Source organism: Streptomyces sp. NPDC104761, from assembly GCF_055583445.1.
The window spans coordinates 75,404-92,249 of the sequence record NZ_JBVJNZ010000008.1 but is presented as its reverse complement, the minus strand read 5'-3'; the positions used below and the strand labels follow the sequence as shown (position 1 = coordinate 92,249).

Annotated in this window: 14 protein-coding genes; 6 read left to right on the top strand and 8 right to left on the bottom strand. The window is 70.6% G+C overall.

Features of this window, described 5'->3' with window-relative positions:
* Nucleotides 1–140: 140 nt before the first annotated feature.
* The 5 genes from ACZ63F_RS22315 to ACZ63F_RS22295 all read right to left on the bottom strand — a co-directional run bounded on the left by ACZ63F_RS22315 (nt 141) and on the right by ACZ63F_RS22295 (nt 6,524).
* Entirely contained in the window at nt 141–797 is a 657-nt protein-coding gene (locus tag ACZ63F_RS22315; RefSeq protein ID WP_469713179.1) for a hypothetical protein, read from the bottom strand.
* A 102-nt stretch (nt 798–899) separates the two neighbouring features.
* The gene (locus tag ACZ63F_RS22310; protein ID WP_469713178.1) at nt 900–2,096 is read right to left on the bottom strand and encodes an acyltransferase family protein; all 1,197 of its coding nucleotides are present in this window, start codon (nt 2,094–2,096) and stop codon (nt 900–902) included.
* Entirely contained in the window at nt 2,093–4,195 is a 2,103-nt protein-coding gene (locus ACZ63F_RS22305) for a glycosyltransferase (RefSeq protein WP_469713560.1), read from the bottom strand. The genes ACZ63F_RS22310 and ACZ63F_RS22305 overlap by 4 nt, the downstream gene beginning before the upstream one ends.
* A 134-nt stretch (nt 4,196–4,329) precedes the next feature.
* Complete coding sequence (locus ACZ63F_RS22300) at nt 4,330–5,352, bottom strand: hypothetical protein (RefSeq protein ID WP_469713177.1); 1,023 nt, start codon at nt 5,350–5,352, stop codon at nt 4,330–4,332.
* Between the two features lie 191 nt (nt 5,353–5,543).
* Complete coding sequence (locus ACZ63F_RS22295) at nt 5,544–6,524, bottom strand: LysR family transcriptional regulator (protein ID WP_469713176.1); 981 nt, start codon at nt 6,522–6,524, stop codon at nt 5,544–5,546.
* Nucleotides 6,525–6,608: 84 nt separating this feature from the next.
* Here ACZ63F_RS22295 and ACZ63F_RS22290 point away from each other — a divergent pair, with 84 nt between their 5' ends.
* The 6 genes from ACZ63F_RS22290 (at nt 6,609) to ACZ63F_RS22265 (ending at nt 14,308) form a co-directional block, all read left to right on the top strand.
* Nucleotides 6,609–7,925 carry an MFS transporter gene (locus tag ACZ63F_RS22290; RefSeq protein ID WP_469713175.1) on the top strand — a complete coding sequence of 439 codons (1,317 nt, stop codon included), beginning with the start codon at nt 6,609–6,611 and terminating at the stop codon, nt 7,923–7,925.
* A gap of 111 nt (nt 7,926–8,036) precedes the next feature.
* Nucleotides 8,037–9,323, top strand: coding sequence for an ABC transporter substrate-binding protein (locus ACZ63F_RS22285; protein WP_469713174.1), 1,287 nt, complete (start codon nt 8,037–8,039; stop codon nt 9,321–9,323).
* Between the two features lie 2 nt (nt 9,324–9,325).
* Entirely contained in the window at nt 9,326–10,210 is an 885-nt protein-coding gene (locus ACZ63F_RS22280) for a carbohydrate ABC transporter permease (protein ID WP_469713173.1), read from the top strand.
* Entirely contained in the window at nt 10,207–11,031 is an 825-nt protein-coding gene (locus ACZ63F_RS22275; RefSeq protein ID WP_469713169.1) for a carbohydrate ABC transporter permease, read from the top strand. Before ACZ63F_RS22280 ends, ACZ63F_RS22275 begins: the two co-directional genes overlap by 4 nt.
* 11 nt (nt 11,032–11,042) lie before the next feature.
* Nucleotides 11,043–13,295, top strand: a complete 2,253-nt coding sequence (gene yicI, locus ACZ63F_RS22270) for an alpha-xylosidase (RefSeq protein WP_469713167.1) — start codon at nt 11,043–11,045, stop codon at nt 13,293–13,295.
* Nucleotides 13,295–14,308, top strand: coding sequence for a LacI family DNA-binding transcriptional regulator (locus ACZ63F_RS22265; protein WP_469713166.1), 1,014 nt, complete (start codon nt 13,295–13,297; stop codon nt 14,306–14,308). The genes yicI and ACZ63F_RS22265 overlap by 1 nt, the downstream gene beginning before the upstream one ends.
* Nucleotides 14,309–14,387: 79 nt before the next feature.
* Here ACZ63F_RS22265 and ACZ63F_RS22260 read toward each other — a convergent pair whose 3' ends face one another.
* Genes ACZ63F_RS22260 through ACZ63F_RS22250 form a run of 3 tightly spaced genes read right to left on the bottom strand, consistent with a single transcriptional unit; the run spans nt 14,388 to nt 16,821 of the window.
* Nucleotides 14,388–15,131, bottom strand: a complete 744-nt coding sequence (locus ACZ63F_RS22260) for a hypothetical protein (RefSeq protein ID WP_469713164.1) — start codon at nt 15,129–15,131, stop codon at nt 14,388–14,390.
* Nucleotides 15,128–15,517: a hypothetical protein gene (locus ACZ63F_RS22255; protein ID WP_469713163.1), complete on the bottom strand. Its 390-nt coding sequence runs from the start codon at nt 15,515–15,517 to the stop codon at nt 15,128–15,130. Before ACZ63F_RS22255 ends, ACZ63F_RS22260 begins: the two co-directional genes overlap by 4 nt.
* Nucleotides 15,514–16,821: a hypothetical protein gene (locus tag ACZ63F_RS22250; RefSeq protein ID WP_469713161.1), complete on the bottom strand. Its 1,308-nt coding sequence runs from the start codon at nt 16,819–16,821 to the stop codon at nt 15,514–15,516. Before ACZ63F_RS22250 ends, ACZ63F_RS22255 begins: the two co-directional genes overlap by 4 nt.
* Nucleotides 16,822–16,846 lie beyond the last annotated feature (25 nt).

Genomic DNA, 16,846 nt, shown 5'->3' with positions numbered 1-16,846 from the left:
CCGGCCGCGCGAATTCGGCGGTGAGGCTCAGCGGCGATCTCCTAGTCCGGGTAGGCAGCCCCCCGAACAGTTCGCCTACCCGTGCCGCGAGTTCGATCCCAAGCCGACCTGATTCCGGATCGCCCGACAAGACCTCACCGTCACGGTTGACACTTGGTGGCGCCACGGGTTGAGACGATCTTCACGAGCTCCCAGACCCCGGCCGTGTTCTTCTTGACCCGGACGCCGTACACGACGTAACTGTCCTTCGTGGTCTTGGTTTTCTGGACCTTGTCGGTCTTGACGACCTTGTCGTAGCCCTTGCTCTCGTCGCCGCAATACGTCAGTGACGCCTTGGTGTGGGACTCGACGGTGACCTGTCGGTCGTAATAGCGGACGGTTCCGGTGACCGTCAGTCCGGCGTCCACGAAGGACTGCACCCACTTCTGGGCCGCCACAGCGCCCTCTCCCTCCGTGTAGTACTCCAGAGCGGGAAGACGGGGATTCTGAGCAACGATGGCCGCGTCGAGCGCCCGGACGAACTCCGCGTTGTCCTTGAGGATCGCGTCCTTGACCGGATCGGAATCCTGTTCCGGGGTGAACGTGAGAACGTCGTCGCCTGGCAACGTGATCTTCGGGCGGCCATCGGCGGCAGTGGACGCGGAGGCACTGGGCGACGCCGACACCGACGCCGATACAGCTGCTTTGGCATCTGGGCTCTTGCCGTCTGACGTCGAGCCACCTCCACAACCGGCAAGCAGCAGCGCGGCCGCCAGCCCGGCTGTGGCAGACGTGAGCGGGCGCAGGCGGTGGGGCACGGTTGACTCCTGGTGAGGTGGGCGATGCCGGAGAAGGCAACTGACACCGTAGCCAGGTTGTCTCGCACAGGGCCAAATGGGCAGACGAGCACGGGGATTGCCTCACGCCCTGCGGCGCGAAATCGCCCGTCGTCTCTCCGGCCCGCTCGGCCACAGCCGTGTTCGGCGCCCCGCCGCCACGTCCTCCACCCAGCCGAACGCCACCACCGCCACCGCGATCAGCGGCCAGACCACCACGAACATCCAGAAGCCGTAGGTGGAGTCGAGCAAAGACGCCGCGCGGTCCGAGTTCATGAACGGGAGGTTGTACGCCTCGTCGATGATGGGGACCGTGGCCATGATCAGCATGTTGTGCCAGAGGTAGATGGTGACGGCGCGGTTGTTGGAGAGGGTGACGAGTCGGTCCCAGCGGCGGAGGCCGCGCGGTAGCTGCCGCCAGGACGGGGAGTACTGCAACAGGATCAGCACCGCCCCGAACGACCAGCAGGCCTGGGCCAGCGGGATGTCGTTGAGGTCCCAGCCGTCGGGGCCCTGGTGGCCCGACGCCCACCACAGGCCCGCCGCCATCACGAGGCAGGACAGCGAGACCGCCGCGTAGCGCGGGACGCGGGCCAGTGTGCCCTCCTGGTGGGCGAAGCCCAGGATCCAGCAGCCGCCGTACACCGCGAAGTCGGTCACCGCGTTGCCCGTCTCGCCGGAGATCCTCAATGACCCCGTGGCCAGTACGGCCGTCAGTGCCAGGGGGGCCAGGACCGTCGGCAGCGGGGCCCTGCGGAACGCCCGCAGCAGCAACGGCGACAGCAGGACGAACCACAGGTACGCGCGCAGGTACCAAAGCGGGCCCGCCGCCTGTTCCGCCCAGGTGTCGTCCAGCAGGCCCGACGCCGAGCCGAGGTGTTCGGGGTACGGCGGAGCGCCGATCGGGAGGAAGTAGAAGGCGAGTCGGGACCAGCCCCTCCAACCGCCGCCCACGTCGGGGTCCTTGAAGGGGTTCCAGCCCGCCGTGAGCATCATCGTCAGCAGGACGGTGCTGAACAGCCAGAGGGGTGGCAGGAGGCGGCGGAGCCGGGAGCGGATCACGCTGCCCGGCGGGCGGTTCAGGCTGCGGGCCATCAGGGAGCCGGCCAGCGCGAACATCACGCCCATGGAGGGGAAGAGGACGGTCAGCCAGGGCCAGCCGAAGAGGTGGTAGACCACCACGCGGAGCAGGGCCAGGGAGCGGAGGAGGTCGAGGTAGCGGTCCCTGCCGCCGCCGGTTCCGGTTGCCCTGCCCGTGTCCACCGGGGATGCCTGCGTCATGCCGCCGACCTCTCCGCCGCGGTGCCCGGTGCCGCTCCCACCACTCCCGTCCGCCGCAGCTTCTGCCAGCGCAGGCGGCCGCCGGTCAGCGCCGTGATCCAGGACTGGAGGAGTACGACGTACATGAGCTGGCGGTAGAGGAGTTGCTGGAGCGGGAGCGAGACGAGGTGGGTCATGCGCTCGCGGTCCAGGTGGAAGGCGTAGGCCGCGCAGCCCGCCTGGACGGCCAGGATGCCCAGCCAGGCGCCGATCGTCTTCTGCGTCGGGCCGAAGACGATGCCGTAGAGGAGGAACGCGTCGATCAGCGGTGCGAGGAGTGGGGCCACGACCATGAACAACGACACCAAAGGCAGGCCCACGCGCCCGAAGCGGCCCGACGGGCCCCGGTCCAGCAGGGCTCCCCGGTGTTTCCAGATCGCCTGCATCGTGCCGTACGACCACCGGTAGCGCTGGGACCAGAGCTGGGAGACCGACTCCGGGGCCTCCGTCCAGGCCCGGGCCCGTTCCGCGTAGACCACCCGCCAGCCCGCGCGGTGGATCGCCATCGTGATGTCGGTGTCCTCGGCGAGGGTGTCGTCGCTCATGCCGCCGACCTGTTCGAGGGCGGTACGGCGGAACGCGCCGACCGCGCCGGGGATGGTCGGCATGCAGCGCAGCACGTCGTACATCCGGCGGTCCAGGTTGAAGCCCATCACGTACTCGATGTGCTGCCAGGCGCCGATCAGCGAATCCCGGTTGCCGACCTTGGCGTTGCCGGCGACCGCGCCGACGGCCGGGTCGCCGAAGGGCTGGACCAGCTCCCGTACCGTGGCCGGTTCGAAGACCGTGTCGCCGTCCATCATCACGACGATGTCGTGACGGGCGTTGCGCAGGCCCCGGTTGAGGGCGGCTGGCTTGCCGGCGTTCTCCTGGCGGATCACCCGGACGCCCGGCAGGCGCAGGTTCTCCACGATCCGTGCCGTGCCGTCCGTCGAACCGTCGTCGACGACAAGGACCTCGACGGGGTGTTCGCTCGCGGTCAGTGAACGGACCGTGTTCTCGATGCACTTGGCCTCGTTGTAGGCGGGGACCAGGACCGAGACCGGTTCGGTCACCGGGCGGCGGCCCCAGCGGAAGCCCTTGCGGCGGACCCTGCGGGCGTGCAGGGCGGAGAGCCAGAGCATCAGGGCGAAGCGGCCCAGCACCGACGCGCCGACCACCGCCAGGCCGACCACCAGCACGCCCGTGATGCCGTCCGCCGCCTGGACCAGGTAGATCCAGGCCCTGCCCTGCCAGAGGTCCGGGCCGGTGACCGGGGTGTGGGCGCTCGGGGCGTGCAGGGCCTCGGTGAGGTTGTCGAAGGTGTAGCCCTGCTTCTGCAGGAGGGGCAGGAGCCCGTCCAGGGCGGCGACCGTCTGGTGGCGGTCGCCGCCCGAGTCGTGCATCAGGACGATCGCACCCTTGCCGTCGCGCGGGGTGGCGTTGCGGATGATCCGGTCGGCGCCCGGCTTGCGCCAGTCCTCGCTGTCGATGTCGTTGACGACCGTGATGTAGCCGCGGGTGCCGATGTACCGGGTCACCGGCCAGGACCGGTTGTCCATCGCGTCGGCGAAGGAGGAGTACGGCGGCCGGAAGAGGGAGGTACGGATGCCGGCCGCGCCGGTGATCGCCAGCTGGGTCTGGGACAGCTCCCAGTCCGTGCGCCGCTTCGACTGGTACGACAGGTCGGGGTGGCTGAAGGTGTGCACGCCGACCTCGTTGCCCTCGGCCACGATGCGCCGGACCAGCTGCGGGTAGCGGGAGGTCATGGTGCCGGTGACGAAGAACACGGCGTGCGCGTGGTGCTTCTTCAGGACGTCCAGGACCTTCGGGGTCCAGGTCGGGTCGGGGCCGTCGTCGAAGGTGAGGACCAGGTGGTGGTCGGGGATGCGCAGGGACGTCGTACGGCCGTTGCGGGTGTCGATGACCGGCCCGCCGTCCAGGATCTTCGCCGGGACCCTGTCGGTGGCGGCTTCGGGACGGATGCGGTGGTCGGCGAGGATCTCGCTGTGGACGTAGCCGCGCAGCATCAGCATCGCCATCAGGGCGGCGAGGACGAGGACGGGCAGCGTCAGGCGCATGGGGAGGCGGCGGCGCCGGGAGGCGTCGGTGGCGGCCGGGCGGCGCCGGGAAGTGTCGGTGGTCGGGCGGCGGCGGGCGGCCGGGCGGCGCGCGGCGCCGGTGGCGGTCGGGCGGCGCCGGGTGCGGGGCGCCCTCACAGCACGGGAGCGGGGGTGGAGGTGCCGCGGGTGTAGGTGTGCCCGTGCGCGCCCTGCGCGACCGGGCCGCCGGTCGGGGCGGCCGACTCGCTGGGCGATGCCGGGGGTGGCGAGGAGGCGGGAGATGCGGGCGGTTCCGAGGAGGGCGGCGCCGTGGACGGCGAGGCGGACGTGGACGACGAGCCCGGCCTGGGCGAGGAGGCCGTCAGCCCCGCGGACGACGTCGCCCGCGCGGACGCCGACGCGCTCGGCCCGGCGGAGCCCTTTCCGTTCCCCGGCGTCCGGGAGGAGGCGCCTGACGACGGGGTGGTGCCGCCGCGCACGGCCGGGCCGGCCACCGAGGCGCCGTCGTCCGAGGTCGGGGGCGAGTGCGCGGGCCGCGGCGAGTCGTCGACCCTGCCGGCCGGCCTGTCGGCGTTCTGCCCGGGCACCGGCAGCCAGGGCGCGTCGGAACTCCCGGACAGCAGGGTGACGACGATGACCACCGCGTAGACCGCGCAGGCGAGGCCGAGGGCCATCCCGGCCCTGCGGAACCGGCGGCTGCGGCGCCCCGACTCGTCGACGAAGACGGGGACGGGGACGAGGACGTCGGGAGCACCCGAGCCTTCGGAGGCACCCGCGCCCCGGGAGGCGCTGGAGGCCTCCGCCGCCGCGAACCCTGTCGACCCCGTCGACCCCGTCGGCCCTGTCAGCCAAGTGGACCCCGCCGGCCCCGTCGGCCGTATGCGTACGACACCGACGTCGTTCTGGACGGTCACCTCGTCCGGGTCGTGGACGCGGTCCGGGTCCGGGCCGCGCAGAGACACCGGGATCGGCGGCTCGACCACGCTCCACGGATCCCGTAACGCGGCCGTCCGCAGCACCTCGGTCGCCCCGCCGGCCCCGTCCGTTCCCGCCGACGCGCCACCACCACCGCCACCATCACCACCACCGGCACCACCGGCACCGGATATGCCCCCCGCCACCCCGTCGTCCCCCGCCACCGGTACATCCCGGGCGTCCAGGGCCACCTGCGGCATTTCGGGTTGGGTTTCTTCTCGCCAGTTCTTCACGCGCGTACATCCCCCCACGGGAGTGTTTCCGGGCGCACTGACGAACCCGAGCGCACGTCAACGGAACGGGCCCCCACCCGCTCCGAGCGCCCCCTTGCAACTCTCCGCGCTCGGGCCCATGAAGCTAGCGCACGGGGGAGATCCGTGTTCCCGATGTGTCATTTGTGGTCGTCCATCACCTCTTGATCAGTGGCTGGAATCCATCCGTCGGCCGGCCGTCGAAGCCACCGTTCCGCCCGCCCGATCTCGGCGGCCGCCCGCCGCAACGCGTCGACTCCCGGATGGACCAGCCCCTTTCGCCACACGAGCGACACAGGCGACAACGGGACCGGATCGACCAGCGGCCGCGACACGCTCCCAGGTATGGCCGGAAAACCCACTACCGCGAGGATGGGATACCGATCCTTGGCCATGACTCGCCGGAACTCCTCCTCCCCGACGGCCAGCGGCAGCGGCGGCGCGACCGCGGTGCCTCGCCCCTCGAAGAGGCGAAAGGCCAGGTCAGTCCATTCCAGGGTGCGCTCGTTCCCGGCGCCGGCGTACACCGTCTCGCCCGCGAGCGCGGCCAGCGGCACCGCGTCCAGGGCCGCGAGCCGGTGCCCGGAGGGGAGAATTACGGCCATGGGTTCGAACCGCACGGGCTGGTGTTCGAGTCCGGAGCGCAACGCCGGATCCAGTCCCGCGAACCGCCCGAAGGACACGTCGAGCCGCCCCGCGAGGAGTTCGGCCGCCGCCCCGGTGAGCCCGCTCTCGTAGCGGGCCATCAGCTCGCAGTCGGGGGCGAGTTCTCGGGCCCGGTACAGGACGCGGCGGGCGGTCTCCAGGCCCGGGGAGTTGAGGTCCACCAGCAGCGGCCGGGCCTGCCCGAACGCGGCGAGCAGGGCGTCCTGGGCGGCCAGCACCCGGCGGGCGTACGGCAGCAGCCGGGCACCGTCGGCGGTGAGGCTGACCTGCCGCGTGCTGCGCAGGAACAGCTCGGCGCCCAGCTCCCGCTCCAGCCGCCGTACGTCACGGCTGAGCGCCTGCTGGGCGACGTACAGCCGGGCGGCGGCGCGGGTGAAGTGCAACTCCTCGGCGACGGTCACGAAGACGCGCAGCAGCCGGGGTTCGATGTGGGCGGGCGAGGCGGGTGCTGACATCTCGCGAACTTACAACACAGGTGCGTGAATCGGCGCCGAGCAGGTGTTGGACCCCTTGATCGGTCCGGCGCGACGGTGGTGTCCATGCCGAAACCGACTCAGCCGGGCCCCCGCGAGATCGTTCACACCGTCACCGCCGACTCGCTGGTCACCGTCGACTTCAGTTCCCGATTCGACGGCCGCTCCCGCTCTCGCCCCCGCCGTCGCCCACCCGGCCCCTACCGCCGTCTCTTCGCCCTCCCCGGCACCCGGGCCTTCACCGCCGGGAACCTGCTGGCCCGGCTGCCCATGGGCATGTTCAGCGTCAGCGCGGTCGTGATGATCGCCGGGTCGCGCGGCTCGTACGCCCTCGCCGGTGCCGTCACCGCGACCGGTCTCGCCGCCACCGGTCTCGCCGGGCCCTGGATCGCGCGGCTGGTGGACCGGTACGGGCAGGCCCGGGTCGCCGTACCCGCGACCGTCACCGCCGTGCTCGGCAGCCTCGCCTTGCTGCTCTGCGTCCGCTACGGCGCCCCGGACTGGACGCTGTTCGCCGCCTACGCGGCCACCGCCACCACCCCCAACCTCGGCGGCATGTCCCGCGCCCGCTGGGCCCACCTGCTGCGCGACGACCCGGGCGCCCTGCACACCGCGAACTCGTTCGAACAGGCCGCCGACGAGCTGTGCTTCATGCTCGGACCGGTCCTCGCCTCCTTCCTGACCGGCACGTTCTTCCCGGAGGCCGGCACGCTGGTGGGCGCGGCGCTGCTGCTCACCGGGGCGCTGCTGTTCGCCGCCCAGCGGGCCACCGAGCCACCGCCCCGGACCGGCCCGGCCGGCGGGCGCACACCGCTGCGCATCGGCCCGCTGCTGGCCTGCTTCGTCGCGACCGGCGCGGTGTTCGGTTCGATGGAGGTCGTCACCATCGCCTACGCCGACGCCCAGGGCCACCGTTCGGCGGCCGGTGCCGTACTGGCCCTCCAGGCGGCCGGTTCGTGCGCGGCGGGCCTGCTGTACGGGGCGCTCCGGCCGGCCAGAGCGGCCGAACGCAGGCTCCCCCTCTGCCTGTTGGCGATGGCGGCGCTGATGTCCCTGCCGCTGCTCGGCGCGCGCGCGTTCGACAGCCTCTGGGCCCTCGCCCCCGCCCTGCTCGTGGCCGGCATGGCGACCGCCCCGACCATGGTGACCGCGATGACCCTGGTCCAGGACCGCACCCCGGAGGGCCGCCTGAACGAGGGGATGAGCCTGGTCGTCACCGCCCTGCTGACCGGCATCGCCTGCGGCTCCGCGCTCGGCGGCTGGGCGGCGGACCACGTCTCGCCGACGGCCGCCTTCGTCACCCCGGCCGCGGCGGCCGTCGCAGCCCTGGCCGTCAACGCGGCCAGTCGAATCGCTTCGCCCAATTCCCGCCGCACCCATTGACGCCCTCACAGCCCGCACCTACCGTCCTGCGTCGAAGCGCTTCGACGTCCTTCATCGAACCGATTCGACGTAGGACGAGCACCATCCATCCGACTCCCCTGGAGGCATTGGATGTTGACGGCACGAAGGCGGACCACGACCGCGGTGGCGATCCTCGCCGGATCGCTGCTCCTCACCTCCTGCGGCGGCTCGGGCGGCAGCACGTCCGACGGGAAGACGCTGCGGCTGTGGCACTACGAAGCCCCGAACAGCGCGATGGGCGTCGCCTGGAACGAGGCCATCAAGGAGTTCGAGGCGACCCACCCGGGCGTGAAGGTGAAGTACGAGGAGAAGAGCTTCGAGCAGATCCAGAAGACCGCGCAGATGGTCCTGAACTCCTCCGACGCCCCCGACATCATGGAGTACAACAAGGGCAACGCGACGGCCGGCCTGCTCTCCAAGCAGGGTCTGCTCACCGATCTGACCGCCGAGGCGGCCAAGCGCGGCTGGGACAAGAAGCTCAGCGCGGGCGTGCGCACCACCAGCCAGTACGACGCCGACGGCGTGATGGGCTCCGGCAAGTGGTACGGGGTGCCCAACTACGCCGAGTACACCATGGTCTATTACAACAAGGACCTGTTCGCGAAGTACGGGATCGCCGAGCCGAAGACGTTCGACGACCTGACGGCGGCGATGGACACGTTCGTCGCGAAGGGCATCACTCCGCTCGCCGACTCGGGCTCGGAGTACATCGCCCAGCAGTATCTGTACCAGCTGGCGCTGTCGAAGGCGGACCGCTCGTGGGTCGACGCCTACGAGCTGTACAAGGGCAAGGTCGACTTCCACGACCAGGCCTGGACGTACGCGGCGACCACCTTCGCCGACTGGGTGAAGAAGGGCTACATCGCCAAGACGTCCTCCGGGACCACCGCCGAGCAGGCCGGGGTCTCCTTCATCCAGGGCAAGTCGCCGATCCTGTTCTCCGGCAGCTGGTGGTACGGCCGCTTCCAGTCGGAGGCCACGTTCGGCTGGGGCAGCTTCCTGTGGCCGGGCTCGGACCTCACCCTCGGCTCCGGCGGCAACCTCTGGGTCGTACCGAAGAACTCCAAGAACAAGGATCTCGCCTACGACTTCATCGACATCACCATGTCGAAGAAGATCCAGAACCTGCTCGGCAACAAGGGCGGGGTCCCGGTCGCCGCCGACGCGAGCGCCGTCACCGACCCCAAGTCCAAGGACCTCATCGCCCACTTCAACACCGTCAGCAAGCGGGACGGCCTCGCCTTCTACCCCGACTGGCCGGTCGCCGGTTTCTACGACACCCTCGTCTCCGAGACCCAGAAGCTGATCACCGGCAGCGAGAAACCGGACGTCTACCTGAGCAACCTCCAGGCGGCGTACGACAAGGGCACCAAGTGAGGGTGGTACGCAGGGACTCGTACGCCCTCTTCCTCCTCCCCGGCGCCCTCGCCTTCCTGGCGGTCGTGATCGTCCCGTTCCTGATGAACACGGGCGTGAGCTTCACCGACTGGCAGGGCGTGGGCAGCCCGCACTGGTCCGGTCTCGCCAACTACCGTGAGCTGCTACATGATTCGGAGTTCTGGGCGTCCTTCCGGCACAGCCTCTTCATGGTCGTGGCGATGGCGGCAGTCCCGACCGCGCTCGGACTCGTCCTCGCCGCCGCCCTGTTCGACTACGTCGGCAAGCACTTCGGCACCCGGATCGCGGCGGTGCTCCGCGCCTGCTTCTACCTCCCCCAGGTGCTGCCGGTCGCGGTCGCCGGCATCGTCTGGAGCTGGATCCTGGCCCCGGACAACGGCTCCCTCAACGCGCTGCTGAAGGCCGTCGGTCTCGGCTCCTGGCAGCAGGACTGGCTCGGTGACCCGGACCTCGCCCTCTACACCGTGATGGGCGTGCTGGTCTGGGTGCAGATCGGCTTCCCGCTGGTCGTCTTCATGGCCGGGCTCGGCCGCGTCGACCCCCAGCTGTACGAGGCGGCCGAGCTGGACGGCGCCGGCTGGTGGCGCCGCTTCTGGCACGTCACCCTCCCGCAGATCCGCCCCGAGGTGTACGTCGTCCTGACCTGGTGCACGATCGCCGCGCTGAAGGTCTTCGGCGCGGTGTACGTCCTCACCAAGGGCGGCCCTGGCGGCGCCACCGACGTGCCCTCCTACTTCTCCTTCACCACGTTCTTCGAGAAGACCCAGGTCGGCTACGGCTCGGCGATCTCCACCGTCCTCACCGTGATCATCCTGGCCCTGGCCCTGATCGGGCTGAGACTGCAGAACCGCGCGGAGGCCGTATGACCACCGCCCTGCGCCGCTACCCGGTCCTCCTCGCGCTCTGCCTCGCCGCCCTCTTCATGGTCGTCCCGTTCCTGATCGTGGCGGTCAACGCGGTGAAATCCCCCGCGGAGTACGCGCAGAACGGCCCGCTGAGCCTTCCGCACGGCCTCTACCTGGACGGCCTGAAGGACTTCTGGCAGCGCGTCGACTACACCCAGAAGTTGATCAACTCGGTCCTCATCAGCGGCTCGGTCGCCCTCCTCGCCACCGCCCTCTCCGTCCTCAACGCCTACGCGATCGGCATCGGCCGGATCCGGGGCCGCACCTGGGTGCTGGCCTTCTTCGTCCTCGCCAACCTGCTGCCGCAGGAGGCGCTGGTCTACCCGCTCTACTACCTGAGCAAGCAGGCGGGCCTCTACGACACCCGGCTCAGCGTGATCATCGTGTTCACGGTGATCCAGTCGGCGTTCGGGACGTACCTGCTCTCCGCCGTCCTCGGTCAGTTCCCGCGCGAGATCGTCGAGGCGGCCCGGATCGACGGCGCGAACAAGTGGCAGATCCTGGTCCGGATCGTCGTACCCGTCAGCCGCCCGACCCTGGGCGTGCTCCTCGTCTTCTTCTTCATCTGGACCTGGAACGAGTTCCTGCTGCCGCTCGTCATGCTGATCTCCAACGACAACCAGACGGTGTCCGTCGCCCTCGGCGTCCTCCAGGGCCAGCGCCTGATGGACGCCACCATGACCAACGCGGCCGCCCTGCTCGGCGTGCTCCCGGCCATCGTCTTCTTCCTCGTCTTCCAGCGGACGCTCACCCGGGGGATCGCCGTGGGGGCGGTCAAATAGGAGGTTCGTGCGTGAAGTTCACCGACGGCTACTGGCTGCTGCGCGAGGGCGTCACCGCGGCCCACCCGGTCGAGGTCCTCGACGTCACCGCCACGGACGGCGCCCTGGAGATCCACGCGCCGACCCAGCCCATCCGCCACCGCGGCGACCTGCTGAGGGGACCGGTCCTGACGATCAGCGCGCACACCCCGATGCCCGACGTCATCGGCGTCACCTTCACCCACTTCGAGGGCGAGCGGCCACGCGGCCCGCAGTTCGGACTCGGCAGGGCCGACTTCGCCTCCCAGGTGTCGTACGACGACGAGTACGCGACCCTGACCTCCGGCTCGCTGACGCTGCGGCTGAGCCGTACGGCCCCCTGGCGCCTGGACTTCCGCGCCGGCGGCCGCACCCTCACCTCCAGCGGCCCCAAGGGCATGGGCATCCTGCGGGACACCGCCACCGGCGCCCACTACCTGCGGGAACAGCTGAGCCTCGGCGTCGGCACGTCCGTCTACGGCCTCGGCGAGCGCTTCGGCCCGCTGGTCAAGAACGGCCAGGTCGTCGACATCTGGAACGCCGACGGCGGCACCGCCACCGAACAGGCCTACAAGAACGTCCCCTTCTACCTCACGGACGCGGGCTACGGCGTCTTCGTCGACCACCCGGGAAAGGTGTCGTTCGAGGTCGGCTCGGAGGCGGTGTCCCGGGTCCAGTTCAGCGTCGAGTCACAGCAGTTGACGTACTACGTCATCCACGGCCCGACCCCGAAGGACATCCTGCGCACGTACACGGCCCTGACCGGCCGCCCGGCACTGCCGCCCGCCTGGTCCTTCGGCCTGTGGCTCTCCACGTCCTTCACCACCTCCTACGACGAGAAGACGGTGACGTCCTTCATCGACGGCATGCGGGAGCGTGAACTTCCGCTCTCCGTCTTCCACTTCGACTGCTTCTGGATGCGGGAGTTCAACTGGTGCGACTTCCGCTGGGACCCGCGGGTCTTCCCGGATCCGGAGGGGATGCTGGGGCGGCTGCACGAGCGCGGGCTTCGGGTGTGCGTGTGGATCAACCCGTACATCGCGCAGCGGTCGCCGCTGTTCGCCGAGGGGAAGGAGCTCGGACACCTGCTGCGGCGACCGGACGGGAGCGTGTGGCAGTGGGACCTGTGGCAGCCGGGGATGGCGCTGGTGGACTTCACGTCCCCGGCGGCGCGTGACTGGTACGCGGGCAAGCTGGAGGCCCTGCTCGCCCAGGGCGTCGACTGCTTCAAGACCGACTTCGGGGAACGCGTCCCGGTGGACGTGGCCTGGTCCGACGGCTCGGACCCGGAGCGGATGCACAACTACTACACCCACCTCTACAACCGGACCGTCTTCGAGGTGCTCCGCAAGCACCGCGGGGAGGGCGAGGCGGTCGTGTTCGCGCGGTCGGCGACGGCCGGCAGCCAGAGGTTCCCGGTGCACTGGGGCGGCGACTGCGAGGCGACCTACGAGTCGATGGCCGAGTCGCTGCGCGGCGGGCTCTCGCTGGGCCTGTCCGGCTTCGGGTTCTGGAGCCACGACATCGGCGGCTTCGAGGGCACCCCGACACCGGCGCTGTTCAAGCGGTGGCTGGCCTTCGGGCTGCTGTCCTCGCACAGCAGGCTGCACGGGTCGTCGTCGTACCGGGTGCCGTGGCTGTTCGACGAGGAGTCGGTGGACGTGCTGCGGCACTTCACGCGGCTGAAGCTGAGCCTGATGCCCTACCTGTACGAGGCCGCTCGCACCGCCTCGGCGGAGGGGGTGCCGGTGATGCGGGCGATGGTGCTGGAGTTCCCGGACGATCCGGGGTGTGCGCATCTGGAGCGGCAGTTCATGGTGGGGGCGGATCTGCTGGTGGCGCCGGTCTTCGACGACGAGGGGTATGTGACATATTACTGTCCGCGAGGCACCTGGACCCACCTCCTGACCGGCCGCACGGTCACCGGCCCCGGCTGGGTCCGCGAGCACCACGACTTCCTCAGCGTCCCGCTCCTGGTCCGTCCCGGCGCGGTGATCCCGGTCGGCGCGGTGACCGACCGCCCCGACTACGACCACGCCGACGGAGTGACCCTCCGCGCCTTCGGCCTCGACCGCGGCGCCCAGGTCACGGTCCCGGTCGGGGACGTCACCTTCACCGTCGTACGCGAAGGCGACACCCTGCGGGCCTCCTGCAGTGCCCCGGCGGCACCCTGGAACCTGGCGGCCGGGGAGCGGACGGCCCACGCCCCGGCCGGCACCGGGTTCCTCTCCCTGGAGCTGGGCTGATGGTGAAGATCACCGACGTGGCCCGGCACGCCGGGGTCTCCCCCAGCACCGTGTCCTACGCGCTCAGCGGCAAGCGCCCGATCTCGGACGAGACCAGGCGCCGTGTCGAGGCGTCCATCCGCGAACTGGGCTACCGCCCGCACGCCGGCGCCCGCGCCCTCGCCAGCAGCCGCGCCAACGTCCTCGCCCTGGTGATCCCGTTGCGCACCGGCATCCATGTCCCGGTGGTCATGCAGTTCGCGGTGTCGGTGGTGACGACGGCCCGCCGGTACGACCACGACGTGCTGCTGCTGACCCAGGAGGAGGGCGAGGAGGGCCTGCACCGGGTCGCCGACACGGCACTGGTCGACGCCCTGATCGTGATGGACGTCCAGCTCCACGACCCCCGCCTGCCACTCCTGCGCACTCTGGAACGGCCGTCGGTACTGATCGGCTTTCCCTTTGATGCGGCCGGCCTGACCTGCGTCGACCTGGACTTCAAGGCGGCCGGTGAGCTGTGCGTGGAGCGGCTGGCGGGGCTGGGCCACCGGGTGGTCGCACTGGTCGGCTCGCCTCCCGAGGTGTACGTCCGGGAGACGGCGTTCGCCCAGCGGGTCGTCCAGGGTTTCACGGCCGCCGCCCACCGCAACGGCATGGCGTCCTCCGTCCACCCGTGCGAGGCGACGCCGTCGGCGGCCCGCCGCGTCGCCGAGCAACTGCTGCGCGAGCAGCCTGCGTTGACGGGGGTCGTCGTCCACAACGAGGCGATCCTGGAGCCGCTGACCGACGCCTTCGAGCAACTCGGCCTCCGCGTCCCCACCGACCTGTCACTCACCGCGATCTGCCCGGACGAACTGGCGGCGGGCCTGCGCGTCCCCGTGACCTCGGTGGCTCTCCCGGCTGCGGAACTCGGCGAGCGGGCCGCGGAGTTGCTGATGCGCAAGCTGGACGGCGACCCGGACGTGCCGGAGGCGACGCTGCTGGCGCCCCGGCTGACGGAACGGGCGAGCACGGCACCGCGCGAGGCGCCCTGACGGGCGCACACGAAACGGCGTTCCGCTCCGGGAGCCACCCTGGGGCGGAACGCCGTCCGCGCGAGACCGGCTCGGCCGGCTACAGCTGCCGGTCTCCTCGCCAGCTGACCGACGTGATGGCCGCAAGGCCACCGTTGGCCACGCCCTTGTAGGTCACCGTCCGGGACGGTCCCAGCTCGTGCGCGACCCGTTGTGCCAGCGCCGAGCCGTCACGGAACAGCCGCTCCCACTCGGCGTCGTACTTGCCGTCCTCCCGGTCCCGGACGTCCAGGTTGAGCGTGTCGTCGATGCCCTTCGCCCAGGCGTACAGGTCGGAGACGAGGCCGTCGGACAGCTCCAGCGCGGCCGCCGGATCGTCGGGGAAGAAGTCCCCGAACCCGTCGGCACGCAGCGGCCCGTACTTGAACTCGCCCTCGACCGTGAGGTCGAGCGGATGCGGTGGGGTGCCGTGTTCGTCGCGCTCCCAGTGCAGGCGGTCGCAGCCCCAGCACAGCCACTTCGCCGTCCGGTGCCGCTCGTCCCAGTAGCGCACCGACCACGTGGGCCCCAGCCGCTTGGCAAGACGATGAGCGATCTCCAGCCCCCGCTTGACGTGCTTACGCAGGTCGGGGCGGGAGCCGAAGCCCTCCGGCGGGCGGGACAGCGACCAGGAGCGCAGCCCGTCCGCCAGGTCAGCCGGGAGGGCCAGCCGGTCGTCGTCCAGCGGGACGGCGCGGGTGAAGGCGCCGAGGTCGTCGTGGGTCGCCGGATCCTCCGGTTCGTACAGCGGGGACGGCTCGCCCCGCGCCTGCACGAGCAGGCTCCGCGGTTCTTCGGACGTCATGCGATGTTCGCTCCGATCACGTATCCGTTGTCGCCCACGCTGGCCACCCGCTGGGTCCTGCCGTTGAAGACCTTGCTCACCACAGCCGGGATGTCTCGATCGGCGTCCCTCTGGGCGAGACCGTCCTCCGTGTCGGCCCCGGTGAGGGGGCGTACGTCCGCCTTGGCGGACAGCCGGGCGTCACCCAGGGTCTCCGACGGAAGGTGGTCGACAAGCACCAGGGCGTCGCGGCGAACCGCCAGAACCACTTCATCGACGTCCACCGCGAAGTGTTTCGCGACCACGTCGGCGGCTGTCGGCCCGTCGTAGGTCCAGTCCTGGTGGAAGAAGCTCATCACCCACGAGACACCGAAATCGAAGTCGCTGAAACGCGTCGAAAGGGTCATCGTTCCGCGTGCGGATCGGCCAGGTCGGCGACGTGTTCTCGGCCGTAGCCGAACCGGTCGCCGAGTGCCCTCCAGTGGGCATACTGCTCGTCGGTGACCGGCACGTCGTAGGCCCTGACGCATCTGAGCAGCAGACGGAAGCCGAGATCGGGATCGACCTGCTCGACGACCTGCTCGAGCGCGGGAACCACCGTGCCGGAGCGTTCGAACCAGGGGCTGGTGGTGGCGCCGTACCAGGGGCTGTCGTGCACCGCGCGGGTCAGCGCGGGGGCAATCTCCCGCAGTTCCCGCAGGACCGCGTCCCGCTCCGCCGAGTCGCCCGGCGGGGGTGCGCCGACGGCGAACCCGGGGTCGATCTCCCGCAGGCGTTCGACGCAGACCTCCGCGATCCGATCGAGCCACTGTCGCGCTTCGGCACCCTCGTGCCGCGGGTCGTAGCCGTAGCACGTCGCCGCCTGCCAGAGCTCGATGAGAGCGTCGTCGGACATAGGTGACCGGGACAGCCGCAGCGTGTCCTCCAGCAGCGCGTACGCAGAGGAACCCGGCACCAGACCCACATAGTCGAAGGCCGCGCCACGAATGCCCTCGTCGACCGTGTGGGAGTGCTGCCACAGATCGCTGTAGAAACCTCCGGCGAGGGACGAGAACCCGAAGTCCCGGTAGAAGCGCCGCCGCAGCGAGACGTCGTCGAAGCGGGGCCAGTGCACATCCAGCCCGTCGTGCACCAGGCGCCCCGGGTAGCCGAACGCCTCACCGATCGTCAGGTACCGGTCGTACCGCTCCATGGTGACCGTGATCGGGGTCTCCTTCACCACTCGCAGGAACAACCGGAAACCTAGGTCGGCGTCCACTTCGGCGGCCACGCGTTCCAACGCGGCCCCGACGTCCGGGCCCGTCAGCCGGTGCGACACGGCTCTTACCTCGGCGCACACGGCTTTTCTCATCGCCGGTTCGTCCACCGTGACCAGGGGCGGTGTGCCGTCGAGGAACGCGTCGTCCGAAGAGAGACCGGCGGCTTCCCGGGCGATCCGGTCCTCGGCCGACTCCACGATCCGGCGGAGCAGGCCCAGGACGTCCGGCCCCGGGTCCTGGCCCGCCGCCGCGGCACGCCACACCGTCCGCAGGGTCTCGGCCGGAAGGCCCGAGTCCAGCAGCAGACGCGCGTCGTCCTGCAGGGCGCGGGCGTCGTCGGCGTCCCCGTCCGGCACCACCGGCGTCAAGCCCGTCCCGAGCCTCGCGATCAGCAGGCTGATCCCGAAGTCCTCCTCGAATCTCCAGAAGCGTGCTTCCCGTCGTTCTTCCATGAGTTCCTCGCGGAGCGTCGTCGCG

Excerpts from the sequence above, each read along its gene's own strand:
- ACZ63F_RS22255 (WP_469713163.1), bottom strand. The coding sequence starts at position 15,517 with ATGACCCTTTCGACGCGTTTCAGCGACTTCGATTTCGGTGTCTCGTGG.
- ACZ63F_RS22295 (WP_469713176.1), bottom strand. The coding sequence starts at position 6,524 with ATGTCAGCACCCGCCTCGCCCGCCCACATCGAACCCCGGCTGCTGCGC.
- ACZ63F_RS22310 (WP_469713178.1), bottom strand. The coding sequence starts at position 2,096 with ATGACGCAGGCATCCCCGGTGGACACGGGCAGGGCAACCGGAACCGGC.
- ACZ63F_RS22250 (WP_469713161.1), bottom strand. The coding sequence starts at position 16,821 with ATGGAAGAACGACGGGAAGCACGCTTCTGGAGATTCGAGGAGGACTTC.
- ACZ63F_RS22265 (WP_469713166.1), top strand. The coding sequence starts at position 13,295 with ATGGTGAAGATCACCGACGTGGCCCGGCACGCCGGGGTCTCCCCCAGC.
- ACZ63F_RS22285 (WP_469713174.1), top strand. The coding sequence starts at position 8,037 with ATGTTGACGGCACGAAGGCGGACCACGACCGCGGTGGCGATCCTCGCC.
- ACZ63F_RS22305 (WP_469713560.1), bottom strand. The coding sequence starts at position 4,195 with ATGCGCCTGACGCTGCCCGTCCTCGTCCTCGCCGCCCTGATGGCGATG.
- ACZ63F_RS22300 (WP_469713177.1), bottom strand. The coding sequence starts at position 5,352 with ATGCCGCAGGTGGCCCTGGACGCCCGGGATGTACCGGTGGCGGGGGAC.
- ACZ63F_RS22290 (WP_469713175.1), top strand. The coding sequence starts at position 6,609 with ATGCCGAAACCGACTCAGCCGGGCCCCCGCGAGATCGTTCACACCGTC.
- ACZ63F_RS22260 (WP_469713164.1), bottom strand. The coding sequence starts at position 15,131 with ATGACGTCCGAAGAACCGCGGAGCCTGCTCGTGCAGGCGCGGGGCGAG.
- ACZ63F_RS22275 (WP_469713169.1), top strand. The coding sequence starts at position 10,207 with ATGACCACCGCCCTGCGCCGCTACCCGGTCCTCCTCGCGCTCTGCCTC.